At 70.9% G+C, this 20,458-nt stretch carries 16 protein-coding genes; 13 read left to right on the plus strand and 3 right to left on the minus strand.

Annotated elements, in window-relative coordinates:
- Nucleotide 1: 1 nt before the first annotated feature.
- The 4 genes from LK09_RS09035 to LK09_RS09050 are packed head-to-tail and all read left to right on the plus strand — an operon-like array spanning nt 2 to nt 6,248.
- Nucleotides 2-976, plus strand: coding sequence for a permease prefix domain 1-containing protein (locus LK09_RS09035; protein ID WP_039398497.1), 975 nt, complete (start codon nt 2-4; stop codon nt 974-976).
- A gap of 53 nt (nt 977-1,029) precedes the next feature.
- Entirely contained in the window at nt 1,030-1,833 is an 804-nt protein-coding gene (locus LK09_RS09040) for an LLM class F420-dependent oxidoreductase (protein WP_039398498.1), read from the plus strand.
- A 3-nt stretch (nt 1,834-1,836) separates the two neighbouring features.
- A complete protein-coding gene (locus tag LK09_RS09045; RefSeq protein ID WP_039398500.1) occupies nt 1,837-5,574 on the plus strand; it encodes a methionine synthase in 3,738 nt (1,245 codons plus the stop codon).
- Nucleotides 5,571-6,248: an NADPH-dependent F420 reductase gene (locus LK09_RS09050; protein ID WP_039398502.1), complete on the plus strand. Its 678-nt coding sequence runs from the start codon at nt 5,571-5,573 to the stop codon at nt 6,246-6,248. Before LK09_RS09045 ends, LK09_RS09050 begins: the two co-directional genes overlap by 4 nt.
- Nucleotides 6,249-6,469: 221 nt before the next feature.
- Here the strand turns inward: LK09_RS09050 and LK09_RS09055 are convergent, their stop codons facing one another.
- A complete protein-coding gene (locus LK09_RS09055; RefSeq protein ID WP_231563002.1) occupies nt 6,470-9,355 on the minus strand; it encodes an ATP-binding cassette domain-containing protein in 2,886 nt (961 codons plus the stop codon).
- On the minus strand, nt 9,352-9,894 hold the full coding sequence (locus LK09_RS09060; protein WP_039398504.1) for a hypothetical protein: 543 nt from the start codon (nt 9,892-9,894) through the stop codon (nt 9,352-9,354). Before LK09_RS09060 ends, LK09_RS09055 begins: the two co-directional genes overlap by 4 nt.
- A 103-nt stretch (nt 9,895-9,997) precedes the next feature.
- Between LK09_RS09060 and LK09_RS09065 the strand changes: the two genes are divergently transcribed.
- From LK09_RS09065 to LK09_RS09095, 7 genes are all read left to right on the plus strand, one after another.
- Nucleotides 9,998-10,900, plus strand: coding sequence for a 1,4-dihydroxy-2-naphthoyl-CoA synthase (locus tag LK09_RS09065; RefSeq protein ID WP_039398506.1), 903 nt, complete (start codon nt 9,998-10,000; stop codon nt 10,898-10,900).
- Complete coding sequence (locus LK09_RS09070) at nt 10,900-12,054, plus strand: AMP-binding protein (RefSeq protein WP_039398508.1); 1,155 nt, start codon at nt 10,900-10,902, stop codon at nt 12,052-12,054. Before LK09_RS09065 ends, LK09_RS09070 begins: the two co-directional genes overlap by 1 nt.
- A 178-nt stretch (nt 12,055-12,232) precedes the next feature.
- Nucleotides 12,233-13,390, plus strand: a complete 1,158-nt coding sequence (locus LK09_RS09075; RefSeq protein ID WP_039398510.1) for an ABC transporter ATP-binding protein — start codon at nt 12,233-12,235, stop codon at nt 13,388-13,390.
- The gene (locus LK09_RS09080; RefSeq protein WP_039398513.1) at nt 13,387-14,616 is read left to right on the plus strand and encodes an ABC transporter substrate-binding protein; all 1,230 of its coding nucleotides are present in this window, start codon (nt 13,387-13,389) and stop codon (nt 14,614-14,616) included. Before LK09_RS09075 ends, LK09_RS09080 begins: the two co-directional genes overlap by 4 nt.
- The gene (locus tag LK09_RS09085) at nt 14,613-15,551 is read left to right on the plus strand and encodes an ABC transporter permease (protein WP_052226605.1); all 939 of its coding nucleotides are present in this window, start codon (nt 14,613-14,615) and stop codon (nt 15,549-15,551) included. The genes LK09_RS09080 and LK09_RS09085 overlap by 4 nt, the downstream gene beginning before the upstream one ends.
- Nucleotides 15,548-16,396 carry an ABC transporter permease gene (locus LK09_RS09090; RefSeq protein ID WP_039398515.1) on the plus strand — a complete coding sequence of 283 codons (849 nt, stop codon included), beginning with the start codon at nt 15,548-15,550 and terminating at the stop codon, nt 16,394-16,396. The genes LK09_RS09085 and LK09_RS09090 overlap by 4 nt, the downstream gene beginning before the upstream one ends.
- A 125-nt stretch (nt 16,397-16,521) precedes the next feature.
- Nucleotides 16,522-17,472 carry a 1,4-dihydroxy-2-naphthoate polyprenyltransferase gene (locus tag LK09_RS09095; protein WP_039398647.1) on the plus strand — a complete coding sequence of 317 codons (951 nt, stop codon included), beginning with the start codon at nt 16,522-16,524 and terminating at the stop codon, nt 17,470-17,472.
- Between the two features lie 320 nt (nt 17,473-17,792).
- On the opposite strand, the gene LK09_RS09100 is transcribed toward LK09_RS09095, so the two are convergent.
- Nucleotides 17,793-18,107, minus strand: coding sequence for a DUF4229 domain-containing protein (locus tag LK09_RS09100; RefSeq protein WP_039398517.1), 315 nt, complete (start codon nt 18,105-18,107; stop codon nt 17,793-17,795).
- Between the two features lie 78 nt (nt 18,108-18,185).
- Here LK09_RS09100 and LK09_RS09105 point away from each other — a divergent pair, with 78 nt between their 5' ends.
- Together LK09_RS09105 and menD are read left to right on the plus strand one after the other, a co-directional pair.
- Nucleotides 18,186-18,548, plus strand: coding sequence for a PLD nuclease N-terminal domain-containing protein (locus LK09_RS09105; RefSeq protein ID WP_039398519.1), 363 nt, complete (start codon nt 18,186-18,188; stop codon nt 18,546-18,548).
- A complete protein-coding gene (menD, locus tag LK09_RS09110; protein ID WP_052226606.1) occupies nt 18,520-20,397 on the plus strand; it encodes a 2-succinyl-5-enolpyruvyl-6-hydroxy-3-cyclohexene-1-carboxylic-acid synthase in 1,878 nt (625 codons plus the stop codon). Before LK09_RS09105 ends, menD begins: the two co-directional genes overlap by 29 nt.
- Nucleotides 20,398-20,458 lie beyond the last annotated feature (61 nt).

Below are 20,458 nucleotides of genomic sequence, written 5' to 3' on the forward strand. Positions count from 1 at the left end.
GATGACCGACAAAGCCACCCTGACCGACCGCTACGTCGACGCGGCGATGCGCACCGTGCCCGAGAAGCAGCGGGCCGACCTCGGCGTCGAGCTGCACGGCTCGATCGCCGACCAGATCGATGCGCGGATCGACGCCGGTGAGACGCCGGATGCCGCCGAGATCGCGGTCCTGACCGAGCTCGGCGACCCCGACAAGCTCGCCGCCGGATATACCGGCCGGGTGCTGCATCTCATCGGCCCGCGCTACTACCTCGACTGGTGGCGGCTGCTGAAGCTGCTGCTGTGGATCGTGCCCGTCTGCGTCGCCTTCGGGATCGGGCTCGGCCAGGCGCTCGCCGGCGCGGCGCCGGGCACGATCATCGGGCAGATGGTGCTGGGCGTGATGCAGGCGATCCTGCAGGTGTCGTTCTGGACCACGCTGGTGTTCGTCATCCTCGAGCGCACCGGTCACGAGACGATGGACGCCGGACCCTGGACGCCCGATCGGCTGCCGGAGCCGAAGCAGAGCGGGGCCGCGCTCGGCGACGCGATCGCCGTCATCGTGTGCCTGCTGATCACCGCCGGGGCGATCGTGTGGGACCTCACGATCGGGTTCGTCCCGGGGCATCCGGTCTCGATCCTGAACCCGCAGCTATGGCCCTGGGCCGTGCTGTCGCTGTTCGTGGTGATGGCGCTGCGCTGCGCGCTCGCCGTCGCGGTGTGGGTGCGCGGTCGCTGGACGCGCATGCTCGCCACGCTCAACACCGTGCTCGCCCTGATCGTCTGGGGCATCCTCGCGTACACCGGAGGCTGGGTGTTCAACCCGGCCTTGGTGCCGCCGCTGAACCCGGCCTTCTTCGAAGCCGTCATCGGCGCGCAGGATGCCGCGACCGTGCAGCGCGTGCTCACGGTGCTCATCTGGGCGGGCGCGGCCGTGATCGTCGCGTGGGATGCCGTCGACAGCGTCCTGAAGGCCCGCCGCTCGCGCGTGGCGTGATACCGGAGGACATGCGCGGGCACCGGCATCCCGCACGCCCGTAGGCTTGACGCATGCCCCTTCTCGACACTCCCGTGCGCCTCGGCGTGCAGCTCCAGCCCCAGCACGCCACCTACCCGCAGATCCGCGACGCGGTGCGCCGCTATGAGGATGCCGGTGTCGACATCCTGTTCAACTGGGATCACTTCTACCCGCTGCACGGCGACCCCGACGGCCTGCACTACGAGTCGTGGACGATGCTGGCCGCCTGGGCCGAGCAGACCGAGCGCGTCGAGTTCGGGGCGCTCGTGAACTGCAACAGCTACCGGAACGCCGACCTGCAGGCCGACATGGCCCGCACCATCGACCACATCAGCGCGCGCGGGGGCGAGGGCCGGTTCATCTTCGGCACGGGCGCCGGCTGGTTCGAGCGCGACTACGACGAGTACGGCTACGAGTTCGGCACGCCCGGGTCGCGCCTGAACGACCTGGCCGCGGGCCTGGAGCGCATCGAAACGCGCTGGTCGAAGCTCAACCCGGCACCCACGCGCCGCATCCCGGTGCTCATCGGCGGGCAGGGCGAGCAGAAGACGCTGCGCATCGTCGCCCGGCACGCCGACATCTGGCACAGCTTCGTCGCCCCGGACAAGGTCACCCACAAGCTCGACGTCATCGAGCGCTGGGCGGATGCCGACGGTCACGACGTGTCGTCGCTGATCGTGTCGAGCGAGCTGCCGCGCCACGAGCAGGATGCCGACCGCGCCGACGCGCTGTACGCCGCGGGTGCGCGCCTGTTCACGATCGGCGTCGACGGACCCGACTACGCCCCCGAGACCGTCTCGCGCTGGCTGGCCTGGCGCGACGCGAAGAACGGCTGATCCATGACCGAGCCCCGTTTCGCCCTCGACGTCGAGGCCGTGCCGCTCCCCGCCCGTGCGCAGGCCCTGAAGGATGCCGTGCAGACGCGCGTGGTGATCGCCGACGGCGCCATGGGCACCATGCTGCAGCGGCACGACCTGTCGATCGAGACCGATTTCCAGGGGCTCGAGGGCTGCAACGAGATCCTCAACGTCACCCGGCCCGACGTCATCGCGGGCATCCACGACGCGTACTTCGCGACGGGCATCGACGCGGTCGAGACGAACACGTTCGGGGCGAACTGGTCGAACCTGTCCGACTACGGCATCGACGACCGCATCGCCGAGCTCGCCGAAGTGGGCGCCCGGATCGCCCGCGAGCGCGCCGAAGCGGCCGAGACCGCCGACGGCCGGATGCGCTGGGTGCTCGGCTCGATGGGCCCGGGCACCAAGCTCCCGAGCCTCGGGCACACCACCTACGACAACCTCAAGCAGACGTTCGCGTTGCAGGCGCAGGGCCTCATCGACGGGGGAGCGGACGCGTTCCTCGTCGAGACCAGCCAGGACCTCCTGCAGACGAAGGCGGCCGTGAACGGATGCCGCCAGGCGATCGTCGAGCGCGGCATCCGGCTGCCGATCTTCGTCGAGGTCACGGTCGAGACGACCGGCACCATGCTGATGGGTTCGGAGATCGGTGCGGCGCTGACGGCGCTCGAGCCGCTCGGAGTCGACGCGATCGGGCTGAACTGCGCCACGGGCCCCACCGAGATGAGCGAGCACCTGCGCCACCTCTCCAAGCACTCCACCGTGCCGATCGCCTGCATGCCCAACGCGGGACTCCCGGTGCTCGGGGCGAACGGCGCGAGCTACCCGCTGACCCCCGCCGAACTGGCGACGGCGCACGAGCAGTTCGTGCGCGAGTTCGGCCTCGGCCTCGTGGGCGGCTGCTGCGGCACCACGCCCGAGCACCTCGCCGCCGTCGTGGAGCGGCTGGACGCCGTCGGCGTGCGACACCCCCACCGGTCGTTGAGTGAGGACGCGCGCAGCGCGACCGAGTCGAAACGCGATGACCTCGAGAGTTCACTGCGTTTCGACTCGCTTCGCTCGCTCAACGACCGGGCGCTGCGCGGCGACCGGGCGATCGAGATCGAGCCGGGCGTGGCATCCCTCTACCAGCACGTGCCGTTCGATCAGGATGCCTCGTACCTCGCGATCGGGGAGCGCACCAACGCCAACGGCTCCAAGGCGTTCCGCGAGGCGATGCTGGAGTCGCGCTGGGACGACTGCGTCGAGATCGCACGCAACCAGATCCGGGTCGGCGCGCATCTCCTCGACGTGTGCGTCGACTACGTCGGGCGCGACGGCGTCGCCGACATCCGCGAGGTCGTGTCGCGGTTCGCGTCGCAGTCCACCCTGCCGCTGGTGATCGACTCCACCGAGCCGCACGTGATCCGGGCCGGCCTCGAACTCATCGGCGGCCGCCCCGTCGTCAACTCGGTCAACTACGAGGACGGCGACGGCGCGCAGTCGCGCTTCGGTCGCATCATGCCCCTCGTCAAGGAGCACGGCACCGCGGTCGTCGCGCTCACCATCGACGAGCAGGGCCAGGCGCGCACCGCCGACGGCAAGGTCGCGATCGCCTCGCGCCTCATCGACGAGCTCACCGGCACGTGGGGGATGCGGGTGTCCGACATCATCGTCGACTGCCTGACCTTCCCCATCGCCACCGGCCAGGAGGAGACCCGCCGCGACGGCATCGAGACGATCGAGGCGATCCGGCGGATCACACAGAAGTACCCCGGCATCCACACCACGCTGGGCGTCTCGAACGTGTCGTTCGGCCTCAACCCGGCCGCGCGCATGGTGCTGAACTCGGTGTTCCTGCACGAGGCGGTCGAGGCCGGGCTCAGCTCCGGCATCATCGACGCCGCGAAGATCGTGCCGCTGGCATCCCTTCCCGACGAGCAGCGCCAGGTCGCGCTCGACCTCGTCTGGGACCGCCGCGAATACGACGCCGACGGCACCGTCACCTACGATCCGCTGCAGCGGATGCTGGAGATCTTCGCCGGCGTCGACACCAAGGCGCTGCGCGACCAGCGCGCCGCAGAGCTTGCCGCCCTGCCGGTGGGCGAGCGCCTGGAGCGCCGCATCATCGACGGCGAGGGCAAGGGCCTCGAGGCCGATCTGGAACTCGCCCGCAGCGAAGGGATGACGGCGCTCGGCATCATCAACGACCACCTGCTCGAGGGCATGAAGGTGGTCGGCGAGCGGTTCGGCGCGGGCGAGATGCAGCTGCCGTTCGTGCTGCAGTCGGCCGAGGTCATGAAGACCGCCGTGGCGCTCCTGGAGCCGTACATGGAGAAGTCCGACGACGCCGGCAAGGGCCGCATCGTGCTCGGCACCGTGCGCGGCGACGTGCACGACATCGGCAAGAACCTCGTCGACATCATCCTCACCAACAACGGCTACGAGGTCATCAACCTCGGCATCAAGCAGCCGATCGCCGACATCATCGCGGCGGCGGAGGAGCACAACGCCGACGTCATCGGCATGTCCGGACTGCTCGTGAAGTCGACGGTCGTGATGAAGGAGAACCTGGAGGAGCTCCAGCAGCGCGGACTCGCGAAGAAGTGGCCGGTGATCCTCGGGGGCGCGGCGCTCACCCGCGCGTACGTCGAAGACGACCTGGCCGGCATGTTCGACGGCGAGGTGCGGTACGCGAAGGACGCCTTCGAGGGCCTCGCGCTCATGGAGCCCCTCGTGCGCATCGCGCGCGGTGAGGACCCCGACGCGGTGGGCCTGCCGCCGCTGAAGAAGCGCATCCACCGGCGCGGAACGCAGCTGACCCTCACCGAGCCCGAGGAGATGCCGGCCCGATCCGACGTCGCGACCGACAATCCGCTGCCCGCACCCCCGTTCTGGGGAACCCGCATCGTGCGCGGCATCGCGCTGGCGGACTACGCCGCCTACCTCGACGAGCGGGCGACGTTCATGGGCCAGTGGGGCCTGAAGCCCGGCCGCGGCGAAGACGGGCTGTCGTACGAGCAGCTCGTCGAGACCGAGGGCCGCCCGCGGCTGCGGTACTGGCTGGACCGCATCCTCGCAGAGGGGATGCTGGACGCCTCCGTCGCGTACGGCTACTTCCCGGTGGTGTCCGAGGGCGACGACGTCGTCGTGCTGCACCACGGCGACGACCCGACCGGGGTGCTGGGTGCGATCGGCCTGCTCGCTCCGGACGGCGGTTCCGGAGGACCCGTGGGCTCCGAGCGGCTCCGCTTCACGTTCCCCCGCCAGCGGCGCGACCGGCACCTGGACCTCGCCGACTTCGTGCGGTCGCGCGAATCCGGGCAGATCGACGTGCTGCCGGTGCAGCTGGTCACGGCGGGTGCCGCGATCGACAAGGTCACCGCGAAGCTCTTCGCCGAAGACAAGTACCGGGACTACTACGAGCTCAACGGACTGGTCATGCAGCTGACCGAGGCGCTCGCCGAGTTCTGGCACGCCCGCATCCGGTCCGAGCTCGGCTTCGGCGACGAGGATCCGACCGACACCGCGGGCCTGTTCAAGCTCGAATACCGCGGTGCCCGGTTCTCGCTCGGCTACCCGGCCTGCCCCGACATGGAGGACCGCCGCAAGGTCGTCGAGCTGCTCCGCCCGGAGCGCATGGGCGTCGAGCTGAGCGACGAGCTGCAGCTGCATCCCGAGCAGTCCACCGACGCGTTCGTGTTCCACCATCCCGAGGCGAAGTACTTCTCGGTGTGAGCGGTTCGGTCGGCATCATCGGCGCGGGCCGGCTGGGCCTCGCCGTGGCGCGCCTGGCCGTCGCCGCCGGATACCGGGTGCTCGTGGCGGCATCCGGCGACCCGGCGCGGCTGCGGCCGGTGCTTGCCGCGCACGCTCCCGGTGCGGCGGCGGTGCCGCTCGCTGAGGTGGCGACGGCCGGGCTCGTCGTGCTGGCGCTGCCGCTCACGGCCTACCCGACCCTGCCGGTCGCCGAGCTCGCCGGGCGCACGGTGCTGGATGCCACCAACTACTGGTGGGAGCTGGACGGGCTGCGTCCCGACCTGTCCGACCCGGCGACCTCCACCAGCGAGATCGTCCAGGCCCACCTGGCCGGGGCGCACGTCGTGAAGTCCCTCGGCCACATGAGCGCGGCCGACCTGGAGGCCGAGGCGCGGCCGCGCGGGGCATCCGGCCGCAAGGCGCTGGCGGTCGCCGGCGACGACGCCGACGCGGTCGCACAGGTGAGCGGCTTCGTCGATGCGCTCGGCTTCGATCCGGTCGTGGCCGGTGCACTCGCCGACGGGATCCGCTTCGAGCCCGGCACCGAGATCTTCGGCGGAGATGTGGATGCCGCCGAGCTGCGCGCGCTGCTGGAGCGATTCCCCGACTCCCAGCGCGGGCGCTACCTGGCGAAGATGCGCCGCCGCGACTGAAATGGCGCGGGTCGAGGCGTTTCGTCTCGTCGCTGCGCTCCTCGCGGGGCGACCGGTGGGGGGGGTCGAGGGGCGGTCGCTGAGCGAGGACGGCCGAAGGCCGACCGAGACGAAGCGCGCCGGCGCCGCCACCGGTGGGCTGCCGCCAGGCGACCCGCGGCGTCCCGTCGAGCGGCTTCGTGTGACGCTCGACTGTCCTGTTCGGCGGTCTCGCGTGCGATCTAGGACAGCGGAACGGGATTGGACGACGCGATTCCGGATGCCGGTGCGGCGGACGACGCCGGGCGACCCGCGGCGACCGGCTTCGCGCGGCGAAGGGCGGCCAGCACGGGGCGGCCGATCACGACGACCCCGACGATCGTGGTGACGGCGCGCAGGGTGTCCCAGGTCAGCGTCGAGGTCACCAGCGAGTACAGCAGGAAGCTCGCCGCGTTCTGGCCGAACGGCGCCCCGGGGACATACGAGATGCCGGATCCGGAGCCGATCGCGAACGGCCAGAACCAGAGGTTCATGATGAGGCCGAACGCATAGGATGCCAGCGCTCCGTAGACACAGAGCATCCCGATCTCAGCCCAGCCGCGAACCTTCCGGGGAAGGAGGCCCGCGCCCGCACCGACCCACGCGCACGCGAACATCTGGAACGGGGTCCACGGTCCGAGCCCGCCGAACATCGTCGACGACAGCGCGATCGTGGCGACGCCCAGCAGCATCCCGAATCGTGCGCCGAACGCCCGGCCCGCGAGCACGAGCAGGATGAACACCGCCTCGACGCCGCCGACTCCCGCACTGGCGATGCGCACCGCGGTGCCGATCGCGGCGAGCACCCCCAGGTACGCGAGCGTGTGCGCGGAACGCACGGCGCCGTCAAGGGCGGCGACGGCGACCACGACCGCGACGGGCGCGAGCGCCAGGGCCGCCCACGGCGCGGCGGCGTTCGCCTGGGCCGGGAGGGCGGCCGCGCCGAGCGGCCAGGTGAAGGCGGCGAGGGCGACCAGGTTGGCGGCGACCAGGGCGGCCGTGAGCAGCCAGGGCCGTGCCGGCGACGGCGTGCCGAACGCAGGACCGTTTCGGCGGCGAGGCGCGGCGACCCGCGGATTCCGGGGGGCCATGGCGGCCGGGACCGGCGACGGGGCGGGTTCGTCCTGCGTTCGGTACGTCGAGCCGGCCCCGGCCGCCTGCTCGACGACCCGCCGCGGAGGCGCCGGCACGACGCCGTCGCACATCGGCAGGATCCGGGCGCCGAGCGCGGCGGCGAAGTCGACGTCGTGGGTGGCCAGCAGCACGGCGGTCCCGGCATCCGCCGCCTGACACAGCGCCACCGCGACCTCTCCGCGGGCGGCGGCATCCAGTCCGCGGGTGGGCTCGTCGATCATCAGCGCGTCGGGGGAGCGGGTCAGCTGCAGCGCGATCGCCAGGCAGCGGCGCTCGCCCAGCGACAGGTCGCGGGGATGCCGGGGCATCCGGTCGGCGCGGCCTCCGGCATCGAGGCCGAGGATCGTGGCGAAGCGGTCCGCGGCCGGGACGGCGCCGGGGGTTCCCGCCCGGCGGGAGAGGCGGTCGGCGCGGGCGCACTCCGCCGCGACCGTGTCCTGCGTGAACAGATCGTCCGAGGCGTCGGGCACCAGCACCGCCCGCCCGGTGATCTCCGCTCCGCGCGCGGGGAGCGCGATCGCGGTGAGCAGCGACGACTTGCCGGCTCCGTTGGGTCCGACGAGGGCCACGATCTCACCGGGCGCGAGCTCGATCGAGGCGTCGTGCACGGCGATGACCGCGCCGTGCACGACGCGGATGCGGGATGCCGCGAGCGCCGGGACGGACCCCTCCGGGGCCCGGAGGCGCGTCTCGCCCCGCTCACCCCGGAACGGATCCGGCGTGCGGGCCGGGGCGTGGGCCGAGGCCAGCGCTCCGGCGTCGATCCGCCACCATGCGTCCGCGGCATCGGCGAGCGGTGCGGCCCGGTGCTCGGCCACGACGACGCACACCCCGGCCGCGTGCGCGAGGGACTCGAGCACGGCGACCACGCGCACGCGGGCCGCGGCGTCGAGGTCGGCGAGGGGCTCGTCGACCAGCAGCAGGATGGGGTGCTCCACGACGGCGGCCGCGATCGCGACGAGCGTCGCCTCACCGGCCGACAGGGAGTGCACCGACCGCGACAGCAGCGGGGTCAGCCCCATCCGCGCTGCGACCTCGCCGACACGGGCGGCGACGATCGCCGGCGCGACCCCACGCAGCTGCAGGGCGAGGCCGATCTCATCGCCGACGAGTTCGCTGCAGAACCCCTCGCGCGGGTTCTGCAGCACCACGCCGATCAGGCGGGACGCGTCGCGCGGCGGCATCCGGCGCCGATCGTGCCCGACGACCTCGACCGATCCGTGCGACCAGCCGCCGTCGACGTGGTCGAGGAGCCCCGCGAGGGCTCTCAACAGGGTCGACTTGCCCGATCCGGTGGGGCCGGTGAGCACCGTCAGCGAGCCGGCCGGGAGCGTCAGGTCGGCCACCCGGACCACGGTCCGGTCGCCGAATCCGAACGCCGCGTCGGTCACCGCCACCGGCCGTTCGCAGGCGCCGTCGCGCGGGGAGCCGCCGAAGCCGCGCAGCTCGAGGCCGTTCGCGACGGCGGAGGCCCGCTCGAGGGTGCGTTCGAGCACCGGCACGAGCAGCCGCGGCCCGGGCTTCTCGCCGCGCAGACGCTGCGCGGTGTGCACGGTGCGCACGGCCTGTCCGAGCGCGGGCAGAGTGGACCAGGCCACGGCGAGGGCGCGCGCGATGCCGTGCAGCGGTCCGCGCCGGGCGAGCCGGGCGAACCCGCGCGAGACGTCGACGAGCGAGTTGACGAGCCCGAACAGCAGGATGACGGATGCCACCGGAACCGCCGACCAGGCGGCATCCCACAACCCGTCCACGGTCACGGGACCGAGCAGCACCACCCACGTGAACGGTGCCGGAAGCGGGATCGCCGGGAGCGGCAGCAGCACGATGCCGGTGCCCGTCGCGCCGTTGAACAAGACGCGGTAGGCGACGCGGGCGACGACGAAGAACGCCGCCAGCCCCGCCGCCGCGCGCAGCGGGCCGGGTCGGAAGGTGATCCGCCGGCCCGCCCCGGTCATGGCGTGGGGGTGGGCGAGGCCGGCTTGCTGTTCAGGGTGAACAGCAGCTCGACGCTGTCGCCGGGCTTGAGCTGGAGGGCCGACAGGCCTGTCTGGGCGTAGTCCCACTTGCCGCCCGCGGGCTTCACCCACAGCGACCAGTAGGCGGTGGCCGGGGGCATGCCGGAGCAGTCCTCGTGGTAGGTGGCGCCGTTCGCGCCGGGAAGGTCGGTGGTCGCCGACGGGATGTCGTTCACGCGACACACGACCTGGTCGGGGTACTTGGTGGTGCCGACGGTGGTGAAGCCGGCCTTGGCGACGGCATCCTTGCCGAGGATCGTCGCGGTGGTGTCGACGCACTTGGTGGCGGACGGGTCGTTCGGGACGGTGAGGTCGCCGGTGTCGACGACGACGGTCACGCCGGTGCAGGCGGTGGGGGATGCCGCGGCGGACGGGGTGCTCGGCGACACCGCGGGGGTGTCGGTGGAGGAGCACGCGGCCAGGGCGAGGGCGAGCACGGCGGTCGCGGCGAGGGCGAAGGAGCGGGTCTTCGGAGTCACCGTCCCACATTACGGAATCCGGATGCCGCCCGCCCCTTCGTGACGTCACAAGTCCGGGCGTATGGCCCTCCGCCCACCGTGTGCGCCGGATTAGGCTGGCCGGGTGAGTGTCTCCGAGCTGTTCGACGCAGATGAGTGGATGCCGGCCCCCGGGGCGGACCAGTACACCGACGTGACCGCGCACGTGTCGCGCGACGGACGCATCGCCCGGATCGCGATCGACCGGCCCGAGGTGCGCAACGCGTTCCGGCCGAAGACGGTCGACGAGCTGTACCGGGCGCTCGACGAGGCCCGGCAGAACCCGCGCATCGGCGTGGTGCTGCTCACCGGCAACGGGCCGAGCCCGAAGGACGGCGGGTGGGCGTTCTGCTCCGGCGGCGACCAGCGCATCCGCGGTCGCGACGGCTACAAGTACAGCGACGACGAAGCGTCCGTCGCCGACCCGGCCCGGGCCGGGCGCCTGCACATCCTCGAGGTGCAGCGGCTCATCCGCTTCATGCCCAAGCCCGTGATCGCGGTCGTTCCGGGGTGGGCGGCCGGCGGCGGCCACTCGCTGCACGTCGTCTGCGACCTCACGATCGCCAGCGCCGAGCACGGCCGGTTCAAGCAGACCGATGCGGATGTCGGCAGCTTCGACGCCGGGTACGGCTCGGCCTATTTCGCACGGCAGATCGGGCAGAAGTTCGCGCGCGAGGTGTTCTTCCTCGCCGAGGAGTACTCGGCCCAGCGCGCGTACGAGATGGGGGCGGTCAACCGGGTCGTGCCGCACGCCGACCTGGAGCGGGAGGCGGTCGCGATGGCCCGCACGATCCTCACGAAGTCGCCGACGGCGATCCGGATGCTGAAGTTCGCGTTCAACGCGGTCGATGACGGACTCGTCGGCCAGCAGGTGTTCGCGGGCGAGGCCACCCGGCTCGCGTACGGGTCGGACGAGGCCGTCGAGGGCCGGGACGCGTTCCTGGAGAAGCGCGACCCGGACTGGTCGCCGTACCCCTGGCACTACTGATGCCGGCATCCCTCGTCGCTCTGGGGGCGGACGATCCGGACGCCGTGATCGCCGCCCTTCGCCGGATGCTCGACGGGACGGGACCGGCACTGGCGCTCGGCGGCGGGCCGGCGACCGGGGGAGACTCCGTGCCCGACGGCACGGGCGTCGTCGTCACGACCTCCGGGTCGACCGGCGTGCCGAAGTCGGTCGTGCTGAGCCGCGCGGCTCTGGATGCCAGTGCGACCGCCACCGCCGCACGCATCGGGGAAGGGGCCTGGATGCTGGCCCTCCCGTCGGGGTACATCGCCGGGCTCCAGGTGGCGCTCCGATCGCTCCGGGCGGGCTTCGACCCGGTGCCGCTCACCGGGCACTTCACCCCGGAGGCGTTCCGCGACGCGACCGCACGGCTCCCCGCCGGCGCCCCCCGGTACACATCGTTCGTCCCCGCGCAGCTGCGCACCCTGCTCGACGACCCCGACCCGGCGACGACCGCAGCCCTGGGCTCGTATGCGGCGGTCCTCGTCGGGGGGCAGGCGCTGCCGAAGCCGCTGCGCGAGCGAGCGGCGGATGCCGGCATCCGCATCGTCCGCACCTACGGATCGACCGAGACGTGCGGCGGCTGCGTGTACGACGGTGTGCCGCTCGACGGAGTCGGCGTGCGGATCGAGGACGGCGAGGTGCAGCTGACCGGCCCGATGCTCGCCGACGGCTATCTCGGCGACGCCCGGCGCACCGCCGACGTGTTCCCGACCGGCGCAGACGGGACCCGCTGGTACCGCACCGGGGATGCCGGGTCGTTCGAGAACGGCGTGCTGGCGATCACCGGGCGCCTCGACAACGTGATCGTCTCGGGCGGTGTCAACGTGTCGCTGGACCGCGTCGAACGGGCTGTGCGGGAGGTGCCCGGATTCGCCGGCGCGGTGGTCGTCGGGGTGCCCGACGACCGGTGGGGCGAGGCATCCGTCGTGGTCGTCGCGCGCGCCGACGCCGACGGCGGGGCGGCCGACCTGCAGCGGGTGCGGGACGCCGTCGCCGCCGCGGCGGGTGCTCCCGCACGCCCGCGGGAGCTCGTGGTCGTCGACCGGCTGCCGCAGCTGACCAGCGGAAAACCCGATCGGCGCGCGATTCGTGAGACCGCTCTCATCAGAGCTACTCAGTTCCACGCCAGCTGAAACTCAGTTCCGGACGGAATGTCCGGTCCTGCGCGACGACGGGACGGATCACCCCTTTTCGAGGCATCGAAACGCGGGCGAAAATTGCCCTTAACAAATGCCGATCATTATGGCTCGTCAGAGAAGACGAGCTGCAGGCCGTGCATCTGCTCTCGTTCCCGATCACTGGAGACTCGACGTGACAGAACCCCTCGATACCGCCCCGCCCGCCGTCACCCTGCGGCACGTGACGAAGGCCTTCGCCGAGACACGTGCGGTCGACGACATCGACCTGGACCTGGGGCAGGGGGAGTTCTTCGCTCTGCTGGGCCCGTCGGGCTGCGGCAAGACGACGACCCTGCGCATGGTGGGCGGCTTCGAGCTGCCGACCGAGGGCCGGATCCTGCTGGGCGGCCAGGACGTCACGATGCTGCCGCCCTACAAGCGCGACGTGAACACGGTGTTCCAGTCGTACGCGCTCTTCCCGCACATGACCGTCGCCGACAACGTCGCCTTCGGTCTCCGGCGCAAGGGCGTGGCCTCCGCGGACATCACCCGACGCAGCGAGCGGATGCTGGACCTGGTCGGCCTCGCGGGCTTCGCCAAGCGCCGTCCCCACCAGCTGTCCGGTGGGCAGCAGCAGCGCGTGGCGCTGGCGCGGGCCCTCGTCAACGAGCCCAAGGTGCTGCTCCTGGACGAGCCGATGGGTGCCCTCGACGCGAAGATCCGCAAATCGATGCAGATCGAGCTGAAGAAGATCCAGCAGGAGGTCGGGATCACCTTCCTGTACGTGACGCACGACCAGAACGAGGCCATGTCGATGGCCGACCGGCTCGCGGTGATGAACGGCGGGCGGATCGAGGACATCGGCGCCCCGCAGCGTGTGTACGACCGTCCGGTGACCCAGTTCGTCGCGGAGTTCCTCGGCTCCTGCAACATCCTTCCGGTGCAGTACGACGCCGCCGGCGTCCTGCACCTGCCCGACGGCTCCCCGGTGCTGGTGGCGACGGACGACGACTACCACGCGATCACAGCGTCGGATGCCCGCGTCGGTCTGCGACCCGAGAAGCTCGTCGTCACCCGCGGCGACAACGTCGACGGCGGCGTGAACAGCATCCGCGGGGTCGTACGCACCGCGACGTACCTCGGCGCGAGCACCGACTACGAGATCGAGACCTCCTGGGGCGGTGTGCTGAAGGCATTCGCCCAGAACCTCGCCGACGAGCACCGCGCTCAGCCGGGTGAACGCGTGACGGTGACGTGGAGCGCCGGGCACGGGTTCATCCTGCCGTCGGTCGCCGAATCGTCCGGTGAGGCGGCACCCGTGACCGAGACGGCTCGGACGGTCGCCGCATGACCGAGTTCGACCCGGCCCGGCTGCGCGGCGCCACCCAGGCCCGCCTGTCGCGGCGCGATCTTCTGCGCGGCGCGTTCCTGGGGGCGGGCGGCGTGGCGATGGCCACCGGCCTCGCCGGCTGCTCCATCCCCGGCACGAAAGAAGCCGCGGCCGTGCAGGCGCAGACAGACTGGCCCGCGTTCTGGGCGCAGCAGAAACCGACGACGCACCTGAAATTCGCGAACTGGCCGCTGTACATCGACGAGGACAAGGGCAAGTACCCGTCGCTCGAGATGTTCACCAAGTCGAGCGGCATCAAGGTCGACTATCAACCCGTCATCCAGGGCAACTCCCCGTTCTACGCGACGGTCGCGCCGCAGCTGCGCGCCCACCAGGACATCGGGTACGACATCGTCGTGATGACCAACGGCTGGGAGCTCACCCAGATGATCGGCAACGGCTTCGTGATGGAGCTGGATCACTCGAAGCTGCCGAACTTCGCGAAGTACGCCGCCGACAACGTGAAGAACCCGCCGTACGACCCGGGCAACAAGCACTCGGTCACCTGGCAGTCGGGTTTCACCGGCCTCGCCTACAACAAGAAGCTCGCCCCCAAGAAGGTCACGAGCTTCCAGGACCTGCTCGATCCCGCGTTCAAGGGCCACGTCGGCATGATGAACGACAACACCGAACTGGGGTCGGCCGGTCTGCTGGCGATCGGCGTCGAACCGACCACGTCGACGCCCGACGACTGGCGCAAAGCCGCCGAGTGGCTCAAGAAGGTGCGCCCGAATGTCACCGGCTACTACGACCAGAGCTACATCGACAAGGTGCAGAACGGCGACACCTGGGTGACCCAGGCCTGGTCGGGAGACGTCTTCCAGGCACAGGCGAACGGCTCGAAGGACCTCGAGTTCGTCATCCCCGCCGAGGGCCAGATGCTCTGGCACGACAACATGATGATCCCGATGCAGGCGCAGAACCCGCTGTCGGCGCTCAGCTGGATGAACTACTACTACACGCCTGAGATCGCGGGCATGGTCGAGGACTGGGTCAACTACGTGTGCCCGGTCCCCGCCGCGCAGGAGTACATCCTGAACGAGCTCGAAGATCCCGCCGTGGCGGGCAGCCCGCTGGTGTTCCCCGATGCCGCCGTCGACAAGCAGACCCACAACTTCCGCGTGTTCAAGAGCTACGACGAATACGAGGAATGGAACTCGATCTTCAACCCGGTGATCCAAGGATGACAACACTCGCCCCCACCGCCCCGGCAGCGACCGGCGCGCCCGCCCCCCGACCGGGTCTGAAGAACCGCATCCGGCGCAACCCGGCCCCGTACCTGCTCATCCTCGCCGGCGCCGCGTGGCTGCTCGTGCTGTTCGTGATCCCGCTGATCTCGGGACTCGCCGTGTCCCTCATGACCGGCAACCCGCAGGACGGCTACACGTTCACCTGGAACTGGGAGATCTACGGCCAGCTGTTCGGACCGAACGCCACGACCAACTACTGGCTGTTCCTCGGCCGGGCGATCTTCTACGGCGCGGCCGCGACGATCGTGACGATCCTGGTCGGCTACCCGATGGCGTACTTCATCGCCTTCCGGGTTCGACCGCAGTTCAAGAACGCGCTGCTGCTCCTGGTGATGCTGAGCTTCCTGGTGTCGTTCGTCATCCGCACCGACATGTGGGCGTTCCTGCTCTCCGACCAGGGCCCGGTGCTGACGGTGCTGCGGAGCCTTCATCTGGTGAGCAAGAGCTTCCACATCCTCGGGACGGATGCCGCGGTGATCGGCGGCATGGCGTACAACGACCTCGCGTTCATGGTGCTGCCGATCTACGTCGCCCTGGAGCGGATCGACCCGCGTCTCATCGAGGCGTCGGCCGACCTCTACGGCAAGAAGTCGGCGACGTTCTTCCACACGGTGCTGCCCTTGACCCGGTCGGGCATCTTCGCCGGCATCCTGCTCGTGTTCATCGACTCGGCGGGCGACCCGGTGACGCCCGGCCTGCTCGGCGGCACCAACACCTACACGATCGGTCAGGCGATCCAGGATGCCTACCTGACCAACCAGCAGTACAACGTCGCGGCGGCGCTGTCGACCGTGCTGATGGTCGTGCTGGGTGTGATCCTGTTCGCCTACGCCCGGATCGCGGGCACCGAGAACATCGAGGACCTCGTATGAGCGCCACCAGCACGGAGGTCCGCGCGAAGCGGGCGAGTGTTCCCGTGAACAAGCAGCCCTCGCGCCGTAAGGGCCCGTTCCTGCCGATCTTCTTCTGGGTGGTGCTGCTGATCACCCTGCTGCCGATCATCACGATGATCGTCTACAGCTTCAACAACACCCCGACGAGCCGGATCACGTTCCACTGGCACGGGTTCACGACCTACTGGTACGAGAACCTCACCCAGGTGCAGGGTCTACCCGAGGCCTTCGTGCTGTCGCTGGTGATCGCGCTGCTGTCGGCGGTGATCTCGCTGCTGCTCGGCGTGCCCATGGCGATGGCCCTGGAACGGTACAAGTTCTTCGGCAAGTCGGCGACCTCCGGCACGATCTTCGCCGACATCGCGGCGCCGTCGATCGTGGTCGGCGCGGCGTCCCTGTCTTTCTTCCTGTCGATGAACATCTCGCTCGGGTTCTGGACGGTGCTGCTCGTGCACGTGACGTTCTGCCTCGCGTACGTGGTGGTCGTCGTCCGTGCCCGCCTGTCGGGCTCGGGAACGCAGCTGGAGCAGGCCGCCGGCGACCTCGGAGCGACACCCTGGGTGGCGTTCCGCAAGATCACGCTTCCGCTGCTGGTGCCGGCGATGGTCGCCGCGGCCGCGCTGGCCCTGGCCATGTCGATCGACGACTACGTCATCACGAGCTTCGTCGCCGGCCCCGCGGTGACGTTCCCGCTGTTCGTGTGGGGTGCGGCGAAGGTCGGCCTGCCTCCGCAGGTGCTCTGCTTCGGCACGATCATCTTCGTCGCCGGGCTCCTCGTCATGGCCGTCAACACCTGGGCCACCCGCAAGGGTCAGCAGAGGTAACAATCCCTGAATCGCAGTTCCAGCAAACGCAGACGCCCCGCCATCGTGCGGGGCGTCTCGCGTTCCCGGATGCCGGTGCGGCATGCACCGGGAGGGCGGGGCGGCGCCGCCTAGAATTGGCGTTCGTGGCAGCATCCTCGCGAAAGTCCCGCACGCACGCGCATCCCGGCAGCAAGAAGGCCCGGCGCCGTCCGGCTGCGACCCCGGCGACGGCGGGCGATTGGATCTCGGCGGCCCGGCTGCGCACTCTGCCGCTCGCGGTGACCCCGGTGCTCATCGGCACCGGAGCCGCGCACGTGATCGATCCGGCGACGCACTGGCTGCGCGCCCTCGCCTGCCTCGCCGTCGCGGTGTTCCTGCAGATCGGCGTCAACTTTGCGAACGACTACAGCGACGGCATCCGCGGCACCGACGACGTTCGGGTGGGCCCCGCGCGCCTCACCGGCGGCGGCAAGGCGAAGCCGCGCACCGTGCTGGTCGTCGCGCTGTCGTTCTTCGCGCTGGCCGGCCTCGCGGGCCTCGCGCTCGTGATCGTCACCGCGCAGTGGTGGATGCTGGTCGTCGGCGCCGCCTGCATCGTGGCCGCCTGGTTCTACACCGGCGGCAAGAAGCCCTACGGGTACTACGGGCTCGGCGAAGTGTTCGTGTTCGTGTTCTTCGGCCTGGTCGCCACGGTCGGCACGACGTGGATGCAGGTGCTCGCCGCACCGCAGGAGTCCTGGTTCGGCGGTGTCGCCGCGGGCCTGCTCGCCTGCGCGGTGCTGACGGCGAACAACCTGCGCGACATCGACCAGGACCGCACCGCCGGCAAGCGCACCCTGTCGGTGCTGATCGGCAAGCGCGGTTCGCAGATCGCGTTCACCGTGTTCGTCCTCGTCGCCTACGTCATCGCGGCGTGGCTGGCCTTCTTCTACCCGATCGCGTGGCTCACGATGGTGACGCTGCTCGGCGCCATCCCGGCGATCGTGATCGTCTGGCTCTACCGCGCACCGCGCGAGCTGATCGTCGCGCTGAGCGTGACATCCTTCACGTCCCTGGCCTACGGCGCGCTGCTGGCCTGGGCCTTCGTCGGCTGAGGTCGCTCGGCCCCGGCATCATCTCTGCGTCGCGCGGGGAGGAGATGACGCGGAGGGAGGACGCCACGGCGGAAATGCTCCGCTGGTCGCTTCACCTCCGCTCGCAGCGGTGCATTCCCGTCGTGAGGGACTGTCCCTCTTCCGTCTCGCCCGCTCCGTCATCCTGTAGGCCGCGACATCCTCGATGTTGGCATCGCGTGGGGAGGAGATGACGTGAGGGGAGGATGCCGTCGGAGAAGTTCGTCCTCCGGTGGTCAAATCTCCTCCGCTCGTTGCGGCACTCCTCCGCGCCTCTCGCGACGCGCCCGGTCTCGCGGGGGTCAGTCCTCGGTCTCGCCGCGGGCGGCGGCGTTCGCGGCATCCTCGATGTCGGCGTCGTCCTGCGCGGCGGTGTGCTTCGGAGCGGCCTGGGCGCGGTTCTCTTTGCGGGTCGCGAAGCCCTCCGAGACGGCGTCGCGGGGCTTCGAGAGGAAGAGGATCGACAGGCTCAGGCCGATGAGCGCCGCGAACACGGCCGCGAGCGCGATGAGCCACCAGGTCTGGCGGAAGAACGGCAGCAGCATCAGGATGCCGAACGGCACCAGGAAAGCCAGCAGCCGAAGCACCGTATAGACCACAACCGAGCGTGCACGCATCCCTCAAGTCTACGAGGAGCCCGCTGTCAGACCGCCGCGAACGGCGACGGATCGGCCGCGCGGAACTAGGATGGAGGCGTGGCGAGGCTGCTGATCATCTTGGCTCTGCTGGCCACCGGATTCTGGGTGTACAGCGTGGTCGACTGCGCCGTCCAACCGCGGATCCGCCACCGTGCCGTGCCGAAGGCCGTGTGGATGCTCATCGTCATCGTGTTCCCGGTGATCGGCGGCATCCTCTGGTTCCTGCTCGGTCGCATCCCCGCCCGCGCCGCCGTGCGCGCCCCCGACGACGACCCCGCCTTCCTCCGCTCGCTGCACACCCGGTCCGCCCAGGACGACCGCATCCGGCAGCTCGAAGAGGAGCTCGCCCGTCTCGACAACGACGCCGACGGCGACGATGACACGCCCCCAGATGGTCGGACCGGGCGTGGCAGCCACTGACCCGCTCAGATCCCCGGCGACCGATGCCGCAGCAGCCCTGCTGACGCGGCTGGTGGAGCGCGGCATCCGGCATGTCGTGCTGAGCCCCGGCTCGCGCTCGCAGGCGCTCGCCCTCGTCGCCGCCGAGCTCGAGCGACGCGGCGACATCCGGCTGCACGTGCGCATCGACGAGCGGGTCGCCGGGTTCACCGCTCTCGGCATCGGACGCGAGACCCGGATGCCCGCGGTCGTCGTGTGCACGTCGGGAACCGCGGTCGCCAACCTGCTGCCGGCGGTCGCCGAGGCGCACCACTCCGGCGTGCCGCTGCTGCTGCTGACCGCCGACCGGCCGCCGGAGCTGCGCGGCGTTGGCGCGAACCAGACCACCACCCAGCCTGGCCTGTTCGCGATGTTCACGCGGTGCGAGGCCGATGTGCCCGTGCCCGACGAGGTCTGCGACGGCGCGGACGGCGAGCAGAGCCGGATGCTGCGCACCCTCGCCGACGAGGCGGTGGATGCCGCCCTCGGCGTCGGCACCCGCGCCGCGGGTCCGGTGCACCTGAACCTGCCGTATCGCGAGCCCCTCGCCGGACCGCTGCCGGCTTGGTTCGAGGCAGCCGGTTCTCGCGAGACGCCATCCGATTTGCGAGACACCACCCTGTCGGCGTCGATCGAGCGCGGATTCGACGACGACATGGTGCCTCGCGGCGAGGATGACCAGGCCGACGAGCTGTCCGGTGCTCTGTACCAGGGCGGGGGCGGGATCGGCGAGTCCGACGTGCCCGAGGCCGCCGAGGAGGCGCCCCACCTGCTCGAACCCGGCCCGCGCACCGTCGTCGTCGCCGGGGCGGATGCCGGACCCGGAGCCGAGGATCTCGCGCACCGGGCGGGCTGGCCCCTCGTCGCCGAGATCGTCAGCGGCGCCCGCTTCGGCCGGGAGCTGGTGTCCGGCTACCGCGCGCTGCTGCGAGACCCGCAGCTCGGGGGCCGCATCGAGCGGGTCGTCGTGTTCGGGCATCCCACCCTCAGCCGCGAGGTCACCGCGCTGCTGTCACGCACCGATGTCGAGGTCTTCGCGATGCGGGGGCCCGGAGAGCCCCTGAACCTCAACGGCGCGACCGTCCCCGTCGACGCGGTCGCCGTGCCGGTGGACACCTCCGACCGTGAGTGGCTGGGGGAGTGGATGCGCGCGTCGCGCGCGGCCTCCGTCGATCTGGCCCCGGTCGCGCCCGACGCCGACGGTCTGTCGTCGGCCGAACCGGGCGTCCGGCTCGGGGCGATCTCGGCCGAGCTCGCCGCGATCCGTGCGCCGCTTGACCGTTCCCTGCTGGTGGATGCCGTCTGGCGGGCGACCTGGCCGCACGACCGGCTGGTGTTCGGCTCGTCGCGGTTGGTGCGCGTCGCCGACGCGGTGCTCGGCGGCAAGAAGGTGCCGGTGCACGCGAACCGCGGGCTCGCCGGCATCGACGGCACGATCGCCACCGCGATCGGCGTGGCCGTCGCGAGTCAGGATGCCGCATCCTCGGACCGTGCCGACGTGGGCACGACCCGGGTTCTGCTGGGCGACCTGACGATGCTGCACGACGTCGGAGCCCTGCTGCTGCCGGACGCGGAGCGGGCACCGCGTATCCAGGTGATCGTCGGCAACGACCACGGCGGCACGATCTTCGACGACCTCGAAGTCGCGCGGGTCGCGGGCGACGCCGCCATGGCGCGTGTGCAGTACACGCCCCAGTCGGCGAACCTCGAGCACCTCGCCGCCGCCTACGGCTGGTCGTATCAGCGCGTCGAGACGAGGGCCGCCCTCGACCAGGCGCTGGTGGCTCCGGCGGCAGGCCCCGTGCTCATCGAGGTCCCGCTCCCGCGCTGATCGTTCCGCCGGATGCCGTCTGTCCGTTCCTGGGAACGGTCGTCGTCCGGCGAGTCTGAAC

It is taken from the genome of Microbacterium mangrovi (genome assembly GCF_000802305.1).
Lineage (GTDB): Bacteria > Actinomycetota > Actinomycetes > Actinomycetales > Microbacteriaceae > Microbacterium > Microbacterium mangrovi.

Excerpts from the sequence above, each read along its gene's own strand:
- LK09_RS09035 (WP_039398497.1), top strand. The coding sequence starts at position 2 with ATGACCGACAAAGCCACCCTGACCGACCGCTACGTCGACGCGGCGATG.
- LK09_RS09040 (WP_039398498.1), top strand. The coding sequence starts at position 1,030 with ATGCCCCTTCTCGACACTCCCGTGCGCCTCGGCGTGCAGCTCCAGCCC.
- LK09_RS09045 (WP_039398500.1), top strand. The coding sequence starts at position 1,837 with ATGACCGAGCCCCGTTTCGCCCTCGACGTCGAGGCCGTGCCGCTCCCC.
- LK09_RS09055 (WP_231563002.1), bottom strand. The coding sequence starts at position 9,355 with ATGACCGGGGCGGGCCGGCGGATCACCTTCCGACCCGGCCCGCTGCGC.
- LK09_RS09070 (WP_039398508.1), top strand. The coding sequence starts at position 10,900 with ATGCCGGCATCCCTCGTCGCTCTGGGGGCGGACGATCCGGACGCCGTG.
- LK09_RS09080 (WP_039398513.1), top strand. The coding sequence starts at position 13,387 with ATGACCGAGTTCGACCCGGCCCGGCTGCGCGGCGCCACCCAGGCCCGC.
- LK09_RS09085 (WP_052226605.1), top strand. The coding sequence starts at position 14,613 with ATGACAACACTCGCCCCCACCGCCCCGGCAGCGACCGGCGCGCCCGCC.
- LK09_RS09090 (WP_039398515.1), top strand. The coding sequence starts at position 15,548 with ATGAGCGCCACCAGCACGGAGGTCCGCGCGAAGCGGGCGAGTGTTCCC.
- LK09_RS09100 (WP_039398517.1), bottom strand. The coding sequence starts at position 18,107 with ATGCGTGCACGCTCGGTTGTGGTCTATACGGTGCTTCGGCTGCTGGCT.
- menD (WP_052226606.1), top strand. The coding sequence starts at position 18,520 with ATGGTCGGACCGGGCGTGGCAGCCACTGACCCGCTCAGATCCCCGGCG.